The organism is Candidatus Desulfosporosinus nitrosoreducens (genome assembly GCF_030954495.1).
GTDB classification, from domain to species: Bacteria; Bacillota; Desulfitobacteriia; order Desulfitobacteriales; family Desulfitobacteriaceae; genus Desulfosporosinus; species Desulfosporosinus nitrosoreducens.
Genome location: NZ_JAVHUW010000080.1, coordinates 13190 through 33035, shown reverse-complemented (window position 1 = coordinate 33035; position 19846 = coordinate 13190). Strand labels below are relative to the sequence as shown.

Below are 19846 nucleotides of genomic sequence, written 5' to 3'. Positions count from 1 at the left end.
CGTTATTACATATAAGAAGGCATGTGAACTCGACAGCTTTAGTTTTGGAATCACTAAAAAGAAAGAGGGTAAGATCAAGAACTTTGGTATGTCTTTCCATGATACACCGGAATTACTGGACGAAATTTTAACGGCTCACCCCGAATTAGATTTTGTGCAGCTGCAGATAAATTATATTGACTGGGAAAATCCAAGCATTCAGTCAAGAAGGTGCTATGAGGTAGCCAGAAAGCATCACAAACCGATTATAGTCATGGAACCCTGTAAAGGAGGTACTCTTGCTCTAGTACCGGAAAAAGCGGAAAGGTTAATGAAAGAATATAATCCGCAAGCATCTATTCCATCCTGGGCAATCCGCTTCGCGGCCAGTCAGGAAGGAGTCTTCATGGTACTTAGTGGCATGAACACAATAGAGCAAATGCGGGATAATACTTCCTATATGGCAGACTTCAAACCTCTAAATGAAGAGGAATACAAGATTATCCAGCAGGCAACTGAAATTATCAATGAAAATACGGCAATTCCCTGTACAACCTGCCGATATTGCGAAAAGGGCTGTCCGCAACGGATTGCCATAGCGGATTATTTTGCTTTGTATAACAGTGCCAAACGTGCAACGACGACTAATTTTTCAAGTCAGTTTTTCTACTATATAAACCTTACGGCCAATAATTATGGTAAGGCAAGTGACTGCCTCGAATGTAAGGAATGTGAAAAAGCCTGCCCTCAGCATTTGAAGATAACAGAGCATTTAAAAGATGTAGCGGCTATGTTTGATGTCACACACCAGTTTCCCAGCAGAAAAGAAAAGTAGTCTTAAGCTGAAAATGACCATGAAAATCGTAAAATGAGAATACTGTCTTAATGAACCCTCAGATGAAAAGGTTAGTTGATAAAACGGTCCCTAAATATCAAAACCGGAAGAGGAGAAACCAGATGAAAAAGGTTTTATATTATGATTGTTTTTGTGGAATCAGCGGTGATATGAATTTAGGCGCCTTGCTGGATTTAGGGGTAGAGGAAGATTACTTAATACATGAGTTAGCTAAACTTAATTTGGATGCTGAATATGAGCTGCAGGTAAAAAAGGATAATAAACTAGGAATAACCGGAACCAGAGTTGATGTTTTATTAAAAGTATCTGCTTGCCAGGAGCCTGACAAGCACCATACTCATCATGCTCATAGAAATTTAAGGGATATTGAAACTATAATCGCAAACAGCAGCCTGAATAACAATGTCAAGAAATTAAGCCTGGCTATCTTTATGAAAGTAGCTGAGGCTGAGGCAAAGGTTCACGGAAAGCTTTTAGATGAAGTGCATTTCCATGAGGTTGGGGCTGTTGACTCTATTATTGATATTGTTGGAGCCGCAGTGTGCTTGGATTACCTGAGTGTGGATAAAATTATGGCCTCGTCAGTTCAAGTGGGCGGAGGTTTTGTCAAATGTGCTCATGGAATTATTCCCGTACCTGCTCCGGCAACCGTGGAAATCTTAAAAGATATTCCTGTTAAATCCGGTATAGTACCTTTTGAAACCACGACGCCTACCGGAGCTGCAATACTGGCGGCCAATGTGGCCGCGTTTACAGATCATATGGACTTTTCTATAGAAAAGACCGGTTACGGCATAGGCCATAGAGAGCTGGAGATTCCCAACGTTTTAAGGATATATCTTGGCTGCGAAGATAAAGAGGTAACGAGAGAAGAACAGTATATATTGGAAACCAATATTGACGATATGAACCCGGAACTCTATGGTTATGTTGAAGAAAAACTTTTTGCACAAGGGGCTTTGGATGTATTTAAGACAGCAATTACCATGAAAAAGGGTAGAGCCGCTACAAAACTTAGTGTCTTGGTTAATGAGGAAAAAGAGAAAAGCGTTCTCGACATAATTTTTCGGGAAACTACTTCCATTGGTGTGAGAAAATATCAGGTGGAAAAAATTATGCTGCCGAGGGATTTCGAGAAGGTCAGCACGCAGTACGGAGATGTAACTATAAAGAATGCTTATTATCAAGGAGAAAAGGTTAAGTATAAGCCAGAGTACGAAGACTGCAGAAGGATAGCCCTTGAAAAAAACATCCCCATTACCAGGGTATATCAAGAGGTATCGAAAATGATGGAAAATGACAAGTTGAGCTGATAAGTTAAGCTGTCTATTGCTTCTGGAAGAGGTGACAAGATCTCCTGCCAGTCCCCAATTGAAAGAAACCTTTCAATTGGGGACTGGCGTTTTTTACAAGGGGCAGGTTAGCGGGATCTCTTTTCTATTCTGAAATAATCCTGCTTTATTTAAAGGAAATGTATGTAAAATGTAGAACATCTAATTTTAGGTCAGTTCTATTTGATTCTTCAAAACTCAATTTGGGCCTTGGCACAGAAGTTACAAAATTAGTGCTCGATTTTGCTTTCAACATATTAGGGTACCACAAAGTGTATTTAAGAGTTCTGGAATATAACAAAAGGGCAATCAGATGTTATGAGAAATGTGGATTTATTAAGGAGGGAAAAGACAGAGAGGGTGCATTCATTGATGGAAACTATGAAACAGATGTTTACATGGCCGTTTTAGAGGATGAATATCGGAAGTTCAGTTCGCTTGATTTGATCAAGGCGAACAATTATACGAAACCGTCTTGAGAAGGTGAGAGGTTATCTTGAAAAAGACTTTAGTAATCCTAGGACTTATAAGTCTATTCGCTTTTACTTTGATGAGAGGTTCTAATGAAAACGTTCCTCTTAACACTAATAATTCATCTCAACCAAAACAAGTAATAGAAAACTACTTTAAATCCTACAATGAAAAAGATAGGCAGGTCTTACTGTCCACATTAACCAGGTGGCATGACCAAGCAAATGTGGATTTTGGTTTTGACAATCTATTATTTATAAAGCTTTTGAGTATTGGAAATAACGATATGACCACAGTTAATGCTTATTTGGGGTTTGGACGCGGCTTAGTCAATGGCATTGATCCGAACAATGTTGTGGCCTACAAAGTTACTTATGCATCTCTATACAGCAAAGGTCCCTGGTTAAGTGGAATTCAAACTGAAGATTTCACTTTAATCAGGGAAAGTGCTAAGGCGCCGTGGTTGATAGACGACATTGGACAAGGTTAAGGAAGAAGCCGGAAGTGTTGGGGAGGGCTATATTATTTTGTGGTCCGGCGGATATTGTTAATTAAGAATGGACTGTTAATGGAGAAAATACCATGAATGATGATTTGGAAACATATATTGAAAACTTGAAAAAACCCTGGAATGTCTTGCTTTATAGATTGATCTGGGAACAACTACCCAAAATAGTGGATTCAAGAATTCTTGACTTCGGAAGTGGACTCGGAATGACTGCAAATCATCTGGCAAAGAACAATAATGTAGTGGCAATAGAGCGCAATTCTGACATGGTCGAAATGAGAATATGCGAAAACAGCTACCAACAGCTTATTGGGGATTTAAAACTATTAAGAAAGCAGGAAGATAAGTCTTTTGATGCTGTAATATGTCACAATGTTCTGGAATATGCCGAAGAGCGAAGGGATATATTCAGAGAATTGCATCGGGTTCTCAAACCACAGGGAGTAATGTCTGTGATAAAACATAATCGGATAGGAAAAATCATCTCAAAGGTTGTATTTGAAAATGAATTGGACGGGACAGTTGCCTTGCTCGATGGTGGAACAAGTTATGCAGCCTATTTTGGAGCGATAAATTATTATAGCGCAGATGATATTAGAGAGTGGATAGGCACTCTTGATATTAGCATCGAAAAAGAGCTTGGTATTAGGACATTCTTTGCTTTGAACCCGAATAATGACATTAGATATGACCCAATATGGCAAGAAAAGATGTTTGAGATTGAAATGAAGGTTTCCGACATAGAGGAGTATAAGCACATCTCCTTTTATAACCATATTTTATTAAGAAGGAACGGTTGAACTTTGTATTTAGTTTCGTGGAGGATATTTAACAATGATGAAAAAACAAGTGTTTAATGCTCTCATTTACACGCTTATACCTGTATTTCTTTCGTCTGTGTTGGCGATGATAGTTACCAAATTTTACGGTTTTGGTTTTTTTGAGTGTCTATTTTGGATTGGAATTGTAATAGTTGCAATAGGTGGCATGTCGAGTATAACTGGTAATGCTTCCGGAAGTCGCATAGTTAGCGATAATTCAGATAGTCAATATCAGTCATTGGCTAATATTGAAAGTTTAATTATAGAAAGGGAGTCGACAAACTTTTATGCAAACTTCAAAAAACATACGGTGTTTGATCCCAAAATTAGTGGATTTGGGGTAATGTTAGCCGGAATTATTCTTATTGTGGTTGGCAATCATTTTTACCAATGAGAGTGAGTGTTAGCCTGTTCTTATAGAGGGAGAGAACTGAAAGGTAGGTTGGGTTATATGGACCAATTAACATCCTGTAAAACCTGTTCCAGAGAGATTGCAAAGTCAGCGGCAGTGTGCCCACATTGTGGCGCCAAGCTTAAGTTAACTCTAATTGAAAAACTGGTGCTGTTTGTTATTGTTAGCTTTGCAGCAGTCTATTTGATTGCATTCGGCTTAATAAGCTGGTCAAAGTAATAAAATCACAAATAGCTTTTTGGACTTATCTTCGGCGCACTCTCTATACCCAATCTCCTCACTGCCGCTTGCACCTTGCTAAGCTCAGAAGAGATAACACCTTGGCAAAGCTTAGTCAGTAGTCAAGTGGCGAGTCTTGTGTGGTGTATGGTTGGGCTTGTGCCAAAAGGGTGCTTAAATTTACGATTAAGTTGAACTTAGGAGCTGTATATATGCTTGAAGTCGTATTTAATGATAGTGCAAAAGGTGCAATGAAAGCAGCAAAAAACTATAACAAAGAAAATATGATGGGCAGTGTTATGGGATATATAGGCAAGAAACCATCAAAAAAGGAATCGGAAAAGCGGTTTGAAGGTGAAGCCATTGGAGGAAGTTCGCAGGATGTCGTCTGTATTGGATTTAGCTTGGATATAGGTGATATTGTCAATGAAATTGATAGCAAAGAACGTAAAAGTGAATTTATCAGAGTGTATGGATCTGTGAATTTTGAGGAAAGCGAGATAGAACAATTTTTCAAGTCACAGCGTGAGGATTTTGAAAAATTGCTCGTTACTGCGAAAAGCGGAGAAACCATACGAGTGTGGAGAAGTAATGCACCGTTTTCGGCCTGTGCCTTTGCCTTTCTCTGTGATACTTTGCGAAATATTGACTGTAAAATTAGTATGATCTTCATGCCTGAATACTGGAAAACTTCTGAGGATACAATTCAGTCTTGTACGGATTGGGCGGAGCTTACCCCTAGTCAGTTTTATCGATTTTTGCCTTTGGAGCGTGAAGTCTCCAACGTTGAAAAGCGTTTGCAAAGTAGACTTTGGAATGACTTGAAACAGGAAAATGCACCATTGAGAGCCATAGTTAATGGCAAATTAATTTCTGTTCCCGAAGATTTTTACGATCACCTCATTATTAAAAACATTCCCGATAGAGAATTTGTTATGGCGCAACTAATGGGGACTATTTTAGGAAGATACTCTTTAGGCGTTGGAGATGGTTGGTATGCTTTGCGTATCCAAAAGATGATTGCTGAAAACAAATTAGTAATTGTTGGAGATAAAGATAAAACTCATCCGTATGGGAAAATTCTAAGGAAAGCGGAGTAATAACTATATATGAAAACAGATATTGAAGCTGTAATTCATAACCTGGCCCTCAGAAATATTAATGCTTATTACTTCGAAAGTTTAGATGAAGTAGAAAAAGAGATTCACAGGATAATTCCTTTAAAGGCAAGTGTTGGGATTGGCAATTCGCAGACACTTAAAAAGATAGATCTCTCAGAAAAATTAAGAGTACGGGGGAATGTCGTTTTTGACAAAACGACGGCAATAAATAAACAAGAAGCAAGAGAACTAAGTAAGAAGGCCATTTTGGCAGATTGGTACATATCTGGAACCAATGCCATCTCCAGAGACGGACATATCGTAAATATTGATCACACTGGCAATAGAGTAGCTGCTATGATTTATGGTCCTGAAAAAGTCATAGTAGTTATAGGAATCAATAAGATTGCTGATTCATTATCTGCTGCCATAGATAGGGCAAAAAACACAGCTGCTATTCAAAATGCCAAAAGGGCGGGGCATACCCCTCCTTGTATTGAACTTAAAAAATGTATTGATTGCAGGTCAAAGGATCGGGTATGCAATCATCTTGTGATCATTGAAGGACAAGTCGATAAAGATAGGTTCAAAGTATTCATAGTTAATGAGAGGGTTGGGTTTTGAAAATAACAGCCCAATCACATTAATATATCAAAAACCTCGCTATATCTATTTTTAGTTTTTGCCGGAATCAATCAATTCCCCCGCATCCCAAAAGAAGGCTCCTTTTGATGGTTGTGATAAGGGACGTAAGGAAAACGAGTGTACTTAGAACGGCGTTAATTCAAGTTATTTTGAGCCTTGGCAAATATTTGATAAAGGAAACGTGAGATATGATCAAGAACATCATTTTTGATTTGGGGAATGTTTTGATAAATTTCAAGCCCTTGGATTATGTATGTACCCAAATTGCTGATTACCGAAGAGCGAATGAGGTTTACCAAAGTATTTTTAAAAGTCCCGAATGGCTGATGCTCGACAGGGGAATCGTAACTGAAAAGGAAGCCATAAATGCTATTTGTGAAAGGACTTCGGATCTGAATAAGCAAATTAGACTTGTAATGACGGACTGGTATCATATGCTAACCCCAATGGAAGATGTTTTGGATATAGTGAAAGAACTGAAAAGCGTTGGGCATAAGATTTACTTTTTATCCAATTATCAGTTGCTTGCTTATGAACATGTGCGAAGCGTATATTCTGTATTTAACTATTTTGATGGTGGTGTCTTTTCCTTTGAAGAAAAGAGTTTAAAACCGGAACCGGAAATTTATGAAAAGCTAATCAAACGATATGCTATTGAACCTCATGAGTCTATCTTTATTGATGACACCAAAGATAACGTTGAAAGTGCCTCTATTATAGGGTTTAATGCCATACTATTCACAAGTTCTATTAAACTAAGAGAAGAATTGCGCAAATACAACGTTCTCAAGATATCCTAGTGACTTTCTCACCCTTTGTGTTCTTGCGTGTGGGGGCACAGGAGGTGGAGCTTTGAACAGGAGAGCGGTGAGGGCAGGGGGAAGATAATTTTCAGGAATAAGTATGTTAAAAATTAATTTGTATGACTTGGATCTGTATGATTCGGAAGGAGGCTTGAAGAGGCATGGAAAGAAAACGGACCATCGTCTGGGACGATCCCCAAATAAACAAAAGAGATGCGGTGTCAGCCCTTTCCGGACTGGATTATCTGAGGGCCATAAAGGACGGGAAAATCAGCCCGCCGCCGGTTGCCAAACTGATCGGTTACCGGATCAAGGAAGTCGAGCATGGCTTTGCGGTATTTGAACTTGATCCTGGGGAGCACCACTATAATCCTTTTGCCACCGTTCATGGGGGAATTCTTTCCACGCTGCTGGACACCGCCATGACCGCAGCGGTGCTTACAACGCTCCCCCAGAACCTAACCTGTTCGACGGTTGAGGTCAAGGTGAATTTTATAAAACCGGTCAATGCTGAAAGCAAGCTGTTGCGCTGTGAAGCCAGGCCCATCCACATCGGAAGAAAACTAGCCACTGTTGAAGGACGCATCATGAACGTAAATAATGAATTATATGCTCACGGGGTAAGCACCTGCATGATCTTTAAAGTGGAGTAACCTCCAGCGTTGCCTGAAAAAATGACGAAGGTTTGGAAAACAGCCCTGATGCCGGTTTTAGTTTTATGTAGAAAGGTAGGACATTCATTATGATTCGCAGAGAAGAAGTCAAAGCCCGCAAGCTGGTGTAGTTAATCCAGGTTGCGGGCAGAGTTGGCATCATTTGGAGTGGCCGCACTGCCCGTCAAAGTTTAGAGAGGATGACGGGATATGTGGCTGAGAATTTATCTGTATGGATTATTTCAAGCCTTAATTGTTGATAATTTTCTTTGGTTTATATATTTGTTACATCTCGGTTATAGTGCGGCGCTGATTGGCTTAGGCAGTGCTGTATACTCTTTAACCTTGGTGCTGTTTAATATTCCCAGTAGTTGGATTGCAGACCGTTTGAAAAAACGCACGGTATTGTTTGTGGCCTCGATTGCCAAGACATTGAGTTCACTATGTTTTTTATTCGGAGGTTTGGGCTTTGGCTTGATCCTGGCCGGATTTATAACAGCGGGCATAGCGACAGCTTTACCCACTGGCGTTGATCTGACATATCTAAAGGATATAGTTAACCAGAACTCGGCCAGCCATTATTCCAGCGAGCTGTTTCGGCTTAAATTAAGTCGATTTGTCACTATGCAATCCGTTGCTTTACTGGTTGCCGGAGTTTTAGGCGGCATATTATCTGCCTGGTCATTTGATGTGCTCTACCTTGCGGATGTACTTGTTGGTGTAATGACCATGGTTTTGGTATGGTCGTTGCCAATGCCCCGGCGGGACGGGGTGTGTACTAAATCAAGGCGGGCCAAGAAGCTGATTGTCTGGAGATCATACTTTGAAGCCTTGAGTGTGCTGGTTAACGGGACTGTTGTGTTTAGAAGATTGGCGGCAGTTGCTATAGGAGTAGGGGTATTGTCAGCCGCGCTAAATACTTACAGCCAGGGTTTGCTCAGCAGCGAGGGCCTGAGAACGGCTGTTATCCCATTGATCTTTGCCATCACAACCTTACCCGCGGTAGCAGGTTCGTGGTTTGCCGGCATGTTCAGAACCCAAGGTTCACAAAAAAAGGGTATCATGGTTTTAACCTGGTTGTATGCGTTGTCCGGCATAGTTTGCGCCCTGAATCTTCCCTCAGCTTCAGGCACGATCTTTTTAAGCGCAGGGGGTATTGCAGTCGGACAGCTTGGACGCGGGCTGAGCAGTGTCTTATTCAATGAGCAATTATTAGGCCATGCTCCGGAGAAATCCCGGTCACTGGCCTTGTCAATGGTAAGTACTATCCAAACGTTGATGATGATCGTTGTTTCTCCGTTATGCGGATTTCTGGCAACTCAGGCGGGATTTCATTTAATATTTATGATCTCTGCCATCGTGTTTGCAATCATGGCGATGACTTTCAGATCGTTGGGATTTGAGCTGTAAGAATGTCTTAAGTGGGGGCTGTTGCCCTGACAGCAATAGCAAAGGAATAAGAGACGGCGGCCGGTAATTACCGGAAGCCGTCTTTTGCCATGCAAAGGGAGGGAGCTGAAATAAGTTTTCTGACTCAAATCAAATCATAATACTACTCCAGCGTGGGTGTTGCGACGGTTGTCTCCTTCTTTGGGCCATGTGTTATATTGTATTTGGTATTCTTGTCAGGTCTTAGGGTTACTATCTGGCCATTGCGCTTGAATTTAACTTCGACAATATCCTTTTCGCGTTCATCAATGTCAGCGTATTGAATTATTCTATATTCACTATAATCTTTGTAAATGTAATTGCCCGTCACACCCGTTCCTTTGCTTCCTTCCATGTTATAAATTTTTCCCGTGGTTCCGGTGACTTCGATAATGTTATCCCTGCCGTTAACTAATTCGTTTTCACCGTTTACCGCGCTTCTTCCCACGATTTCAACGTCCAAAGCTTTAAGACCTTTGGGGCGAAAGCCTTCGTGGAATGTAATAGCCCGGACGTATAAACCTGCCGGATTGTGTACGGACGGGGTGTAACGACCATCGTTGGGTACCGGTGGGTAACTATCGCCGTTCCATTCGGTTTGTGTGTTCTCAGCAGGCGCTTTAGAAAAGTCATATGTAGGGTCAACAAGCGGTTCGGGTTTATCAATGGGCTTTTCCACATCAGCGTTTGGAGTTCCTGCGTCTGCGACTTGGGTCGGCGCTTTGTTGGTAGTGCTGCTTAGCGATTGTGTTATGAAGTTGGATTTGGTGTATGCTAGTCCGATGCCGCCGCTGATCAAAACAGTCGCGCATACAGTGCCCGCGATAATTTTAATTCGGTTTCGCCTTGAAAAGAACCTCCTTTTGTCAATTCCCAAAACCTCCGTTTCAGTAACTTCTATTGGAACTAGCGCCTGTTCTTCGTCTATTTTTTGTACCAATTTAATGATCTCCTCTCTAAATAATTAAAGAGTCGTATAATTAATACCTTAAATGCAACTTTCTGACAAGAATTGTATATGTTTTAGATCGTCTTTTCAATATATACGAATAAAATGGACGAACTGAATTCCACTATCGCCAATTGGGAAGATTCAAGAAATGAAGAAGAAAGATGATCGATCTCTTTTCGCAGCGACCGGAAAGATACCAAACAAGCAATTGGATATAAAATACGCCGAACGGCAGATACCGTAAAAAAAAATAGTCGGTATAATTGTCTACATTGTTAGTTTTGGTTCAGGTCACACGCAAAGGGAGGGAGCTGAAATAAGTAAGATTAACTGCATCCGCTTATATGCCATAAACATAGATAATACTCTCCGGCATTGTCTAATCACAACCAATGTTACAGCAGCGAGGGCCGGCAAAGCGGTGTATGTGGCTGTGACGCCTGAATGCGGCTGGTATCTTAAGCCAGGAAGCTTGAAGTACTTTAACGGTTCGGACTATAGCGCTATCGAATGTATGAAGAATGAATTTTCTTTTTCCATGCCGTCTGCCGATGTTACGATCACGGCAGAACTTGAAAAGGGTGATTTCAGCTTTGATGAGGCCCTCGGGACAATCAGAGGATACAATGGCTCCGGAGGGAACATAGTAATACCTTCTGAAATAAATGGGGTTCAAGTGCAATCCATCGGTGAGGATGCCTTTAAAAATTGTAAAAACCTCGCCGGAATTATTATTCCACAAGGAGTGGTCCATATTGAGGACTATGCTTTTTACGGCTGTACATCACTTAGGAAAGTGACTTTGCCGGAAACACTGAAAGAAATCGGTTACGGAGCTTTCGTAGTTTGCGAATCATTAATAGAAATCAGAATTCCCGGCAAAGTAAGTAAGCTTGGAAATTATGCATTTTATGGCTGCGGCAATCTGAAATCAGTCTATTTTGCAGGCAAGATTCCTGCAATGATAGGAGAATTTGCATTTGATTGCACAGCTCCGGATTTCAGGACATTATACAGCAGCGGATACGGCACCGGCCAAACAGTCAAATATCATGGGAGGGAATCCTATGAAAGAAAGAATTAAAAGAGAAGACTATGTTAACCAGGAGAAGCCTATCACCAGAACTGTACAGGTTGCGCATAATAATATTCCCAACGGAGTCCTTTGTAGCTTAATGGGTAGGAATGACCAAGGGAATGTTTCGCCGAATAGCCGCGAAGATCAGGAGAAGCTGCGGCAGGCCGTGCGTTCAAGACTGCCTATTCAGTCTTTGCAAAATCAGCGTCCTGCCGCTGAAAGTGAGGCGGACAGGTTTGCAAAAGGCATACCTTACGGTACCCCTGAGTCCGTTAAAACCACCATGGGTCAGCGGCTGGACACAGATTTTTCGGAGGTCAGATTTCATACCGATCCTCAGGCCATGGTTAACGCCGATACAATTGGGGCACGTGCCTATACCTCCGGCAAAGACGTCTACTTTGGCTCAGAGGGCTTTAATGCCGCCACAGCTGCTCATGAGCTTGTGCATACCGTACAGCAGGGTGCCGTTGAATCCCCTGTTTCCACGGTTACGGCACCTATGGGTGAGGTGCAGATGATGCCGAAGTTTTTGAAAAAGCTCTGGGGGAATGCTAAGGAAGAACGTCACGACGGCGCTTCCCGGCCCAAGGCGCCTGCTCCGGAAACTCTCAAGAGTCTTCTGCCTCAGCTTACCGCCACAAAGGAAACCCAAAAGCTGTTTAAAGGGGTCGCGGGAAGTGCCAGTAAGTCTGTAAAAGGTAAATTCGGGAATAAAAAGGAGAAGGATATGGCAATGGTGACCAATGCCGTTGCTAAATACGAGGAGTTGATTGAAACCAGTAAGAGCCTGATCGAGGGAGCCGATCCGCATAACAATGCCCCGAATCCGCAAGTAGACTTGGCCAAGAAGGTTCTGCAGAGGGCTGCACTGGAAAAAATGGCGGTACAAAATGCCAGGATCAAAGTCGCGGGCATGTCCGCTGCCGAGCGTAAGACCCTGAACTGGGATTCAATCTTGTCCGGCAGCGCTGCCGCGGTTCTTGACGGCTCCCAGATCGACCGCAACAAACTGGCTGGAAACGCCGGCAATTCCAGCACGGTATATGAACTTGGCAATGAGGACGGGCATCGCTATTTTAAGCCGAGTACGCGCATAGCCGCTGGGGAAAACGTCAAGGAATTGCAGGAAAGGGTCGGTAAAGGCGACAAGGATGCTCAAAAGGAGTTAAATGCAAGTGATATGGCCCTGGCTCTTGAATCCAGCATTTTAAAAGATAAAACAGGAAACGAATATTATGAAACCGGCAGCCGGAACCTGGCAACCAGTGTATACGCCAATCTGCTGGGTATCGGCAAGCTCACGGCAGAGTCAAGGGAAGCCGCCCTTGACCCAGGAGGAGGTTCGGCACTTCAGAGCGGTATCGTGTCAGATGAGGCGATTGGTTATGGCCCCAGAATTTATGGGATGCCTGAAAAGCAGAAACTGGATGCTCTTGTCCAGCGCGATGTCAGCACGGGGCAGGTTTTTGACTATCTCTGCGGGCAGGCCGATCACAGCGGCGGCAATGTCCGGTTTGGCAGCGTAGATGCCCAGGGAAGAAGAAACAAGGGCAGTAACGTTGTGAATAAAGTTACATTCTTTGACAACGACGCCTCCTTCGGGATGAATCCCCATATAAATGTGAATTACCGCAAAGAAAAGACCTTGGATGGCGAACATGCCACATTCACCCAGGAAGGGCGTCTGACCCTGCCGCATCTCGACGCAAAATTTGCGGAACAAGTCATGGCCATGGAGCCTGATCTGCTGAAGGCTTCCCTGAAGGGTTTGATTTCGGAGGAGGAGACAGAAGCGGCCATAGAGAGATTATACACACTGCAGGATGCTATTAAGAAGGAAATGGACGATAAGGAATCAAATGTCCTGATAGAGGACAGCGAATGGGGAGTGGATACCCACAGAGCTCTGGCTCCTTGGACCAAAGAAGCGCACCGTCTGGGGAAACTTGATGACAAACTGAAAGTTATAGAAAAAAGGAATATAACTGATCGTTTTGCGAGCTCTTATTATGAGGAATATCTTTATAATATGGCAGGGTATGGAGCAATAGGCAATTTTGGCAACGGAGATAAAGTCGGCGAGGCCCTTCCGCACATCAATGATGAGCTTGCAGGCGGCGTAGTCGTGAACGGTGGTGCCCTGATGACTCCGGAACAACGCAGGGAGCAGCGCCAAAAGCGGGGCGGCTATGGCACAAAGAAGAAAACGTGGTGGCCGTTTTAAGGCAGCGGCAAGCTTTAAAAGTGGATTCGTTACCAGGTATTAGGTCAGATCAGCCCATGCATTTGGGCAATTTTGATGGCCGAAACTTTTCCGTTGACTTCAAGTTTTTGGTAGATGTTCTGCAAATGCGTTTTCACCGTTCCCATAGACACGCATAGCCGTGCTGCGATGGCATCTCTGCTTAAACCTTCGGCAGCGAGGGAAAGTACTTCAATCTCTCTTTGGGATAACTGGACCTTGCTGATCGGACTATTGCTGAGGCTTTCCTTATATTTTTCAGCAAAATGGAGGATTTTTTGGAGGTATTCGTCGTTTGCTCCGCGCGACACCATGACGCTAAGCATCTCCATAAGATGAGGGGCATTTTCAATAAAGGGCATAATGATACCATCCGCACGGCCTTTGAGCAAACCGTCCTCCAGCGCCGCTATGCCCTCGTCCAGTCCGTATAATTGATATTTGGCAACAGCCTCAAAAATATGTTGATGAATAAAGCCCAATTGATTGCTGAAGAGGGAAAAGTATTCATTAAGGCTTTCCGCCAGAACTTCCAGCTCTATGTACTTTTTGGCAAGCAGGACAGCTTTGCCGTGGACGATATAATTGAAGGCAATACCCTGGTAGTAAAAATCCGCTTCCGTCATGTCACCTGTCTGCAGCCAACAGGGTATTATTTCCGGCTGCAACAGACAGGCTTGCAGATAGCCTTTGCAGATGTCGAGGGTTGTGTTATAAATTGGATTATTCACCACCAAAACCTCTTCTTCCAGGTGTCTCAGCAATTCTAAACCGGCAGAGGTTTTTCCTTGCAGAATATAAAGCCGGATAAGGTTAAAGGTGGCACAGATGATAATGCCGGTTTGAGTTTTTGTCCGGGCCTTATAGATCGCCTTGAGGCTGTTTAACTCGGCATGCCTCCAGTCGCCGGTTTCCAGTGCGTATTCGGCGGCAACCAAATAGTCGGAGCCTGTGCCGCAGCCGTCGGCAAACTGAACATAGGCCCTAAATTTGTCGGTAACAGCCTTGGTTAGCTCTTGAAAGCTGCCTTGATCTCTAAAATAAATATACAGCAAATGGGGAGAGCCAAAGGTAAACTCATCCTCCCGGCGCATAATCCAGGATTGCTGTCCGTTGAGAAGACGAATGATTTTAGCATTGCTGTCACTGGTGGGTTCCAGCTTGTTGAAATAGGTAAATTTCTTAATGATCAGGCTTTCGGCAATAATTCGGTTCCGGTAGGCTTCATCGACATTTTCCATTTGCTCGTAGGTTGCTTTCAGGTTTTCCAGTTTTTCTGTATAGGCGGAAATCCTCTCTTCGTCTCCGCTGAAAATCATGAGCAGAATATGCTGCAGATAAGCCAGGGGATACTTATTGAGCAAGTTCAGCGGCAGGCTTTCGAACATTTGGATAGAACCTTCAAAACCGGAAAGACTGCTGCGGATATTCTTGGGATCGTTGAGATGAGCAAGAATCTGCTCGGCAGCACCGGCCTGATAAAGGCAGGCGTATGCCGTTTTGAAGTCTTTGTCAGCAAGGTGCCATTCTCCAAGACGTTTGTAGAGCGCTTGAAGCTCCTCTCTGGCAAAATGCTGTTTGAGTCTCAGAAAATCAAGCAGCACATTGTGAATTTTATAGGTTTTCCTGCCTTCATCATAAGAGACAAAGGCGTTCTCTTTACGAAGCTTTCTGAGAATTTCCAGGGTCTTTTCCTCCTGAGTGACAAACAAAGCTTGTTTGGCTGTGAAGTCATTCATTAAGGAGAGCTTAAGTAAGAAATTCTGAATACCTTCATCTAAGATGTTAAAGAGCACGTTTTCCACAAGCTCGTCAATGGAACTATTCATACCCACAGGAATACCATTTTCCAGTCCAAGTAAGATCAAATAGATCAGGGAAATCCAGCCGTCGGTGTATTCGTTAATTTTCAGCACATCTGCCTCGGATATCGTATCCGTCATCATTAAACAATAGCTCCGGACTTCCTGCTCGCTAAATTTTAAGTATTGTTGAGATATAACATAACACAATCCCTTGGCAAGCAGCTCGGAAAAGCTGAGCTGGGTGGTATCCCTGGTAATAATGACGATATGAAGGTTATCTACGCATTCAGCCACAAGATGCAGCAGAAATTTGGCGATATTGCTGTCGGACGAGAGATGAAAGTCGTCAATGACCAGAGGAGTTTTCTCCTTTAAGTCCATGTTGTTCAGAACGGTCAATACCTTGGCAATCTGGGGCATATCGAGGGGAAAGCCAAGGCTTTTCAAGGTCAGAGCGGCGCTTTCGTCAAGTTTTCCCAGTTCATCAGCGAATTTATTCCAAAACAAGGATGTTGCTTCTTCTGCCCCCTGGAAGGTAATCCAAAGGGGACTGCTCTTTTTCGATTGAAAAAAATCTTTCACTGCCGTTGTTTTCCCAAATCCCATAGGAGCCTCAACAATTGTCAGGGGATGATCGTAAAGTTCCGCCAGAATCTCATAAACACGTTTTCTTTTTAACGTTCTTACTTTTTTCACTCATATCCCTCTACTCCGGTCTATAAATTGCAGCTAATGCGGCATCTGCAAGCCCTAAAATATTGACATAATTTACTGCTAATTAATTAATAATATAACAAGGACAATCCCTTAGCAATCAACTGCGCCGCAGGGCGATATACAAATAAAGAAGACTTGATTCAGGTGGAGTTTTACTCCATCTGAATCTTAGTCGCCCTTATCCAGGGACTTAGCCGCTCTTAACTCACCGCTTGTAAAAGCGGGAGTTTTAGAGCGGGTTAGTCATCGGATAAAATCTAAAAGGTAAAATCTATTATATCTTCCAAATAAAATAGCTCCACTTGCGAAAGTGGAGCATACCAAACTAAAGCCCGGAAGGCTATCCACTCCTTTTCAATATGTGAAGGCCTATCCGTTTCCAGATATACCCTGAGGGCTGAAAACCCTGGCTGATAACCATAGATGCTCTCATTAGGTTAGCGAGCTCGGAGATTAGGATTTACTATATTTAATTAATTGCATAAATTATCTCATAACTCATCTCCTAAGTAAAGGAATTTTGCTTATCGTAGTCTCACGGATTTTCTTCTTAAACGAACCCCAAATTTCCGTTTTAAAATCAGGTGAGTCCATAACATACGGAACAACCCGGTGATTCTTAGCCCTCGGGTTTCCTAAATTAATAATTCACAAATTACTCTTTTAGGGCTCTTGCCAAGCTTTTATTCGGAGTAATCATCAAGTTCAGCAATAGCTTGAATACTATCCCGATACATGCTGCCATCACGGGATAAAAAATAATATTAAGATCAAAAAGAGCCCCGTACAGCTTGCTTCCAATTATTCTGCCTAATCCAAAAAGCATAATAAGCAGGGAATAAAACCTTCCCAAAAGCTGCGGATCAACCTTCCTTTGATTAAAAGAAGTATAAAAGACTAAATAGGTTGATAAACAAGCCTCAAATAAAAATATAACCGGTGCGAAAAACGCCAATATCCAGGTATTATTGCCTTTCAAAACAGTAAATAATGCAGTATTCCTCAATAAAAATATGGTCGCTATAGAAAGCAACATACCAACCATGCACAGATTAAGTGCCTTTAATTCCTTATAAAATTTGCCTACCAGCGGAACAGTAATGATTGTAAGCAAAGGACCAAGAGAACCAACGGTCTGCACTGCTGCAAAGGTCAAATCCGCACCTTCAAAAACGTCTTTTATAAGATACGGGAATCCTATAATGAAAATTGGTAAAACAAGCATATGCGTAAACATACCGTTTAAACTGATGCTTAAAATCTCTTTGTCCTTGTACATCTTGAATCCTTCTATAATTTTGGACAAAAACCCGCTCTTACTCTTGATCTTTACTCCCGGTTTTAGTTTTACAAAGATCATAGAAACAACAACAATCAAAAATGTAATAGCATCGATCAAAAAGATCAGCCAAATTCCAAATAAACCATAGGTAAGGGCTGCTATGGTTGGGGCAATAATCATGCTGACTTGGGTGGTTATAGAATTTACTGTGTTCCCGGTGTTTAATTCATTATCTTCAAGAATACTGGGTATTATCGAAGCATGGGCTGGAATATAAAAACTATCACACACGGCAATAGCTAAAACAATAACGTATATATCCACTACGGAAGCCTGCCAAAGCAAAGTTTTTAAAGCCATTGTTATCAGTAATATGCCTCTTAAAAGGTCTAATCCAATAACAATCATCTTTTTGTTGAAAATATCTACTATCGAACCCGCTATCGGGCCCAGTATCAGTGGTGGAAGTGCCCCAATCGCAACTACTGTTGCATATGTTGATGCTAAACCTGTTAATTTAAGCATGTATAATGCAAGTGAAAAGATCAACATTTCATCTCCGATAAATGTAACAGTGCTTCCAATGATATAAAGTATAAAATCTTTATTTTTCAAAAATCTAAAATACATTAGTTTTTTCTCCATATCTGTTGATATGTCTCGACTAATCCATGGAGGGCTAGGGCCGATTCAATTTCGTTCATACGGATAAAACTTTAGATTCCAGATATTCCTTTAAGATAATAGCATGGTTAACTTGGGGGTTTTTGGCCCCATACAACAAGGTAACCATATTTTCTTTGCTTTGAAGAATGACCTGCCGGGCGGCTGCTTGTGCCTCGGCAGCAGTATCCAGTTCAGCCCGATAAAGCATGGCGAATTTCTCAAAGTTTTCCGCTTTATGCCCAAACCATCTCCGAAGCTGATGGCTGGGGGCGAGCTCTTTCACCCATCCGTCCAGGTGCGCGTTTCCTTTGGAAATCCCCCGCGGCCACAGGCGGTCCACTAGCAAACGTGTTCCATCACTTTCCTGAAAAGAATCATAAATCCTTTTTATTTGCAGAACCATATAAATCCTCACCTCGCTATCTTCCACTGTGAAACTGCTATGCTAATGACATTATACCCCAATATATTGTGGCTGGGTCCTAGTGTTCATCTCTTTGACCACAATGATGCCTCAGAATCGCGCTCTCAAGATGCCAGCCGCGTAAGATTATCCCTGATGTGAAAAGAAACCCTGGAATATCCAGAGTCTCTATAATCACTATAATAATTACCTGAGCAATTGCAAGACATCAAGTGCATATTCCGCCGGTTTGTTGTCTGTTCCATTTGTAACATTATTCGTTGCTATCCGAGCTGCACCGGAAATAATTATACTGTCCTTTAAAAGTTTGCGCCCTCAATCCCTTGGCACCTGACTTTACCCCCACCATTAGCCGGCAATAATATCCTTAATCTGCTCTTCGGTCAAATTCACATGGTAGAAGGTGCGATAAAAATCACCGAAACGCTGAACCAGATTAATGTCGGCAAACTTATCCGGATAGAATTTTTGGGCAGCCCACAAAATGAGCAGAGGCTGTTCGGAGGTCCAGTTGCCCATGAGATGGCAGCCAACCGGCGTGTTAAAGACCTGCTTATTTTTTACCGCTTTCACATTAGCCCACAGCGGGTCAGCGTAGATCGCAGGTACGTTGGTGGCGAGCATTTCGACGATAACGTCGGGATTGGCCTTCCACACGGCCTCCATATCCATCCCAACCTGTGACAGGGTCGCCTGATCCGCCGTGCAGCTAATACCGCCGGCGGCCGGAATCCACCACTCGCTGACCGTATTGGGCCTCAACATCCGTGCTTTGTCAAAATACAGGACCCGGGTTCTCTTGTCCTGTGGTATCGCGGCAACTCTGTCCTGAACCAGTTTAAGCGTGTCATCCAGGTATTTCAGGTATTGCGCGGCCACATCCTGCTTGTTGAACACCTCGCCCATAATTCTGTAAATATCACGGAAGGAATTAAAATCCGTCAGCTTGATGCCGACGACGGTCAGCCCCTTATCAGCCAGAACCTTAGCCATATCCTCGGAACTGACAAAACACACGTCCGGTTTCAAGGCCATCAATTGCTCCGCATTGACATCGCCGCTGGCATTGCTCATCACTGTCGGAGCCTCTTTAACCTGCGGGGCAAACACAAAATCGAATTTATAAGTTTTCGGGTCAAAACCGGCGGGTAAACCGTTACACACCTTGCCCTGTTCCCCGAAGGCCGAAACAAAGCTTAAATAAACCGGGAAAGAACTGGTCAGTGCGACACTTTTGATCTCAGCCGGCAATTTTACCTCGCGGCCGAAACTGTCGATCACCGTCCGCGTCGCCGCCGGAGCGCCCTGGGAAGTTGTCTTGGCGGTCTCGCCGCATCCGGCCACCAGGGAGAGCAGCAGACACACACAGAGCACCAGGACGACGGTGAATTTTCTCTTGGTTATTTTCATTGTTCAATCTCCTCGCTTTTACTTGATGGAAAAACAAACCT

Annotated in this window: 18 protein-coding genes and 1 riboswitch; of the genes, 13 read left to right on the top strand and 5 right to left on the bottom strand. The window is 42.9% G+C overall.

All coding sequences use genetic code 11. The features are described 5' to 3' along the window. From REC12_RS22790 to REC12_RS22740, 11 genes are all read left to right on the top strand, one after another. Positions 1-814, top strand: an 814-nt coding sequence (locus REC12_RS22790; RefSeq protein ID WP_308898233.1) for an aldo/keto reductase, incomplete at its 5' end; no start/stop codon positions are given. Between the two features lie 122 nt (positions 815-936). After that, positions 937-2148, top strand: coding sequence for a nickel pincer cofactor biosynthesis protein LarC (larC, locus tag REC12_RS22785; protein WP_308898231.1), 1212 nt, complete (start codon positions 937-939; stop codon positions 2146-2148). A gap of 158 nt (positions 2149-2306) precedes the next feature. Continuing rightward, positions 2307-2645, top strand: a complete 339-nt coding sequence (locus tag REC12_RS22780) for a GNAT family N-acetyltransferase (RefSeq protein ID WP_308898229.1) — start codon at positions 2307-2309, stop codon at positions 2643-2645. A gap of 17 nt (positions 2646-2662) precedes the next feature. Beyond that, positions 2663-3127: a DUF4829 domain-containing protein gene (locus tag REC12_RS22775; RefSeq protein ID WP_308898227.1), complete on the top strand. Its 465-nt coding sequence runs from the start codon at positions 2663-2665 to the stop codon at positions 3125-3127. 92 nt (positions 3128-3219) lie between these two features. Beyond that, positions 3220-3945 (top strand): class I SAM-dependent methyltransferase, encoded by a 726-nt coding sequence (locus tag REC12_RS22770; RefSeq protein ID WP_308898226.1) that lies wholly within the window; start codon positions 3220-3222, stop codon positions 3943-3945. 34 nt (positions 3946-3979) lie between these two features. Then, entirely contained in the window at positions 3980-4360 is a 381-nt protein-coding gene (locus REC12_RS22765) for a hypothetical protein (protein WP_308898223.1), read from the top strand. 449 nt (positions 4361-4809) lie between these two features. Continuing rightward, complete coding sequence (locus tag REC12_RS22760; RefSeq protein WP_308898222.1) at positions 4810-5697, top strand: DUF3658 domain-containing protein; 888 nt, start codon at positions 4810-4812, stop codon at positions 5695-5697. A gap of 9 nt (positions 5698-5706) precedes the next feature. After that, positions 5707-6321, top strand: a complete 615-nt coding sequence (locus REC12_RS22755; RefSeq protein WP_308898221.1) for a lactate utilization protein — start codon at positions 5707-5709, stop codon at positions 6319-6321. Positions 6322-6530: 209 nt separating this feature from the next. Then, a complete protein-coding gene (locus tag REC12_RS22750) occupies positions 6531-7142 on the top strand; it encodes an HAD family hydrolase (protein ID WP_308898219.1) in 612 nt (203 codons plus the stop codon). Between the two features lie 164 nt (positions 7143-7306). Then, positions 7307-7798, top strand: a complete 492-nt coding sequence (locus tag REC12_RS22745; protein WP_308898218.1) for a PaaI family thioesterase — start codon at positions 7307-7309, stop codon at positions 7796-7798. Positions 7799-8008: 210 nt separating this feature from the next. Continuing rightward, positions 8009-9208: an MFS transporter gene (locus REC12_RS22740; RefSeq protein WP_308898216.1), complete on the top strand. Its 1200-nt coding sequence runs from the start codon at positions 8009-8011 to the stop codon at positions 9206-9208. 142 nt (positions 9209-9350) lie between these two features. Here the strand turns inward: REC12_RS22740 and REC12_RS22735 are convergent, their stop codons facing one another. Beyond that, entirely contained in the window at positions 9351-10166 is an 816-nt protein-coding gene (locus REC12_RS22735) for a hypothetical protein (RefSeq protein ID WP_308898215.1), read from the bottom strand. Positions 10167-10599: 433 nt separating this feature from the next. Between REC12_RS22735 and REC12_RS22730 the strand changes: the two genes are divergently transcribed. Further along, positions 10600-11262, top strand: a complete 663-nt coding sequence (locus REC12_RS22730; protein ID WP_308898214.1) for a leucine-rich repeat domain-containing protein — start codon at positions 10600-10602, stop codon at positions 11260-11262. Continuing rightward, positions 11246-13483 carry an eCIS core domain-containing protein gene (locus REC12_RS22725; protein ID WP_308898212.1) on the top strand — a complete coding sequence of 746 codons (2238 nt, stop codon included), beginning with the start codon at positions 11246-11248 and terminating at the stop codon, positions 13481-13483. The genes REC12_RS22730 and REC12_RS22725 overlap by 17 nt, the downstream gene beginning before the upstream one ends. Before the next feature lie 44 nt (positions 13484-13527). Here the strand turns inward: REC12_RS22725 and REC12_RS22720 are convergent, their stop codons facing one another. The 4 genes from REC12_RS22720 to REC12_RS22705 form a co-directional block, all read right to left on the bottom strand. Continuing rightward, on the bottom strand, positions 13528-16002 hold the full coding sequence (locus REC12_RS22720) for a LuxR C-terminal-related transcriptional regulator (protein WP_308898211.1): 2475 nt from the start codon (positions 16000-16002) through the stop codon (positions 13528-13530). A gap of 352 nt (positions 16003-16354) precedes the next feature. Next, positions 16355-16487, bottom strand: a riboswitch (molybdenum cofactor riboswitch). Between the two features lie 191 nt (positions 16488-16678). Further along, the gene (locus REC12_RS22715) at positions 16679-17935 is read right to left on the bottom strand and encodes an MFS transporter (protein ID WP_308898208.1); all 1257 of its coding nucleotides are present in this window, start codon (positions 17933-17935) and stop codon (positions 16679-16681) included. A gap of 70 nt (positions 17936-18005) precedes the next feature. Then, positions 18006-18374 (bottom strand): DUF488 domain-containing protein, encoded by a 369-nt coding sequence (locus REC12_RS22710; RefSeq protein WP_308898206.1) that lies wholly within the window; start codon positions 18372-18374, stop codon positions 18006-18008. Positions 18375-18743: 369 nt separating this feature from the next. After that, a complete protein-coding gene (locus tag REC12_RS22705; RefSeq protein WP_308898205.1) occupies positions 18744-19805 on the bottom strand; it encodes an ABC transporter substrate-binding protein in 1062 nt (353 codons plus the stop codon). Positions 19806-19846: the final 41 nt, after the last annotated feature.

What these genes read in the sequence shown, in the direction of transcription:
- REC12_RS22780 (WP_308898229.1), top strand. Translation starts at nt 2,307, where the DNA reads ATGTATGTAAAATGTAGAACATCTAATTTTAGGTCAGTTCTATTTGAT.
- REC12_RS22725 (WP_308898212.1), top strand. Translation starts at nt 11,246, where the DNA reads ATGAAAGAAAGAATTAAAAGAGAAGACTATGTTAACCAGGAGAAGCCT.
- REC12_RS22740 (WP_308898216.1), top strand. Translation starts at nt 8,009, where the DNA reads ATGTGGCTGAGAATTTATCTGTATGGATTATTTCAAGCCTTAATTGTT.
- REC12_RS22715 (WP_308898208.1), bottom strand. Translation starts at nt 17,935, where the DNA reads ATGTATTTTAGATTTTTGAAAAATAAAGATTTTATACTTTATATCATT.
- REC12_RS22755 (WP_308898221.1), top strand. Translation starts at nt 5,707, where the DNA reads ATGAAAACAGATATTGAAGCTGTAATTCATAACCTGGCCCTCAGAAAT.
- REC12_RS22745 (WP_308898218.1), top strand. Translation starts at nt 7,307, where the DNA reads ATGGAAAGAAAACGGACCATCGTCTGGGACGATCCCCAAATAAACAAA.
- larC (WP_308898231.1), top strand. Translation starts at nt 937, where the DNA reads ATGAAAAAGGTTTTATATTATGATTGTTTTTGTGGAATCAGCGGTGAT.
- REC12_RS22765 (WP_308898223.1), top strand. Translation starts at nt 3,980, where the DNA reads ATGATGAAAAAACAAGTGTTTAATGCTCTCATTTACACGCTTATACCT.
- REC12_RS22760 (WP_308898222.1), top strand. Translation starts at nt 4,810, where the DNA reads ATGCTTGAAGTCGTATTTAATGATAGTGCAAAAGGTGCAATGAAAGCA.
- REC12_RS22750 (WP_308898219.1), top strand. Translation starts at nt 6,531, where the DNA reads ATGATCAAGAACATCATTTTTGATTTGGGGAATGTTTTGATAAATTTC.
- REC12_RS22770 (WP_308898226.1), top strand. Translation starts at nt 3,220, where the DNA reads ATGAATGATGATTTGGAAACATATATTGAAAACTTGAAAAAACCCTGG.
- REC12_RS22710 (WP_308898206.1), bottom strand. Translation starts at nt 18,374, where the DNA reads ATGGTTCTGCAAATAAAAAGGATTTATGATTCTTTTCAGGAAAGTGAT.
- REC12_RS22705 (WP_308898205.1), bottom strand. Translation starts at nt 19,805, where the DNA reads ATGAAAATAACCAAGAGAAAATTCACCGTCGTCCTGGTGCTCTGTGTG.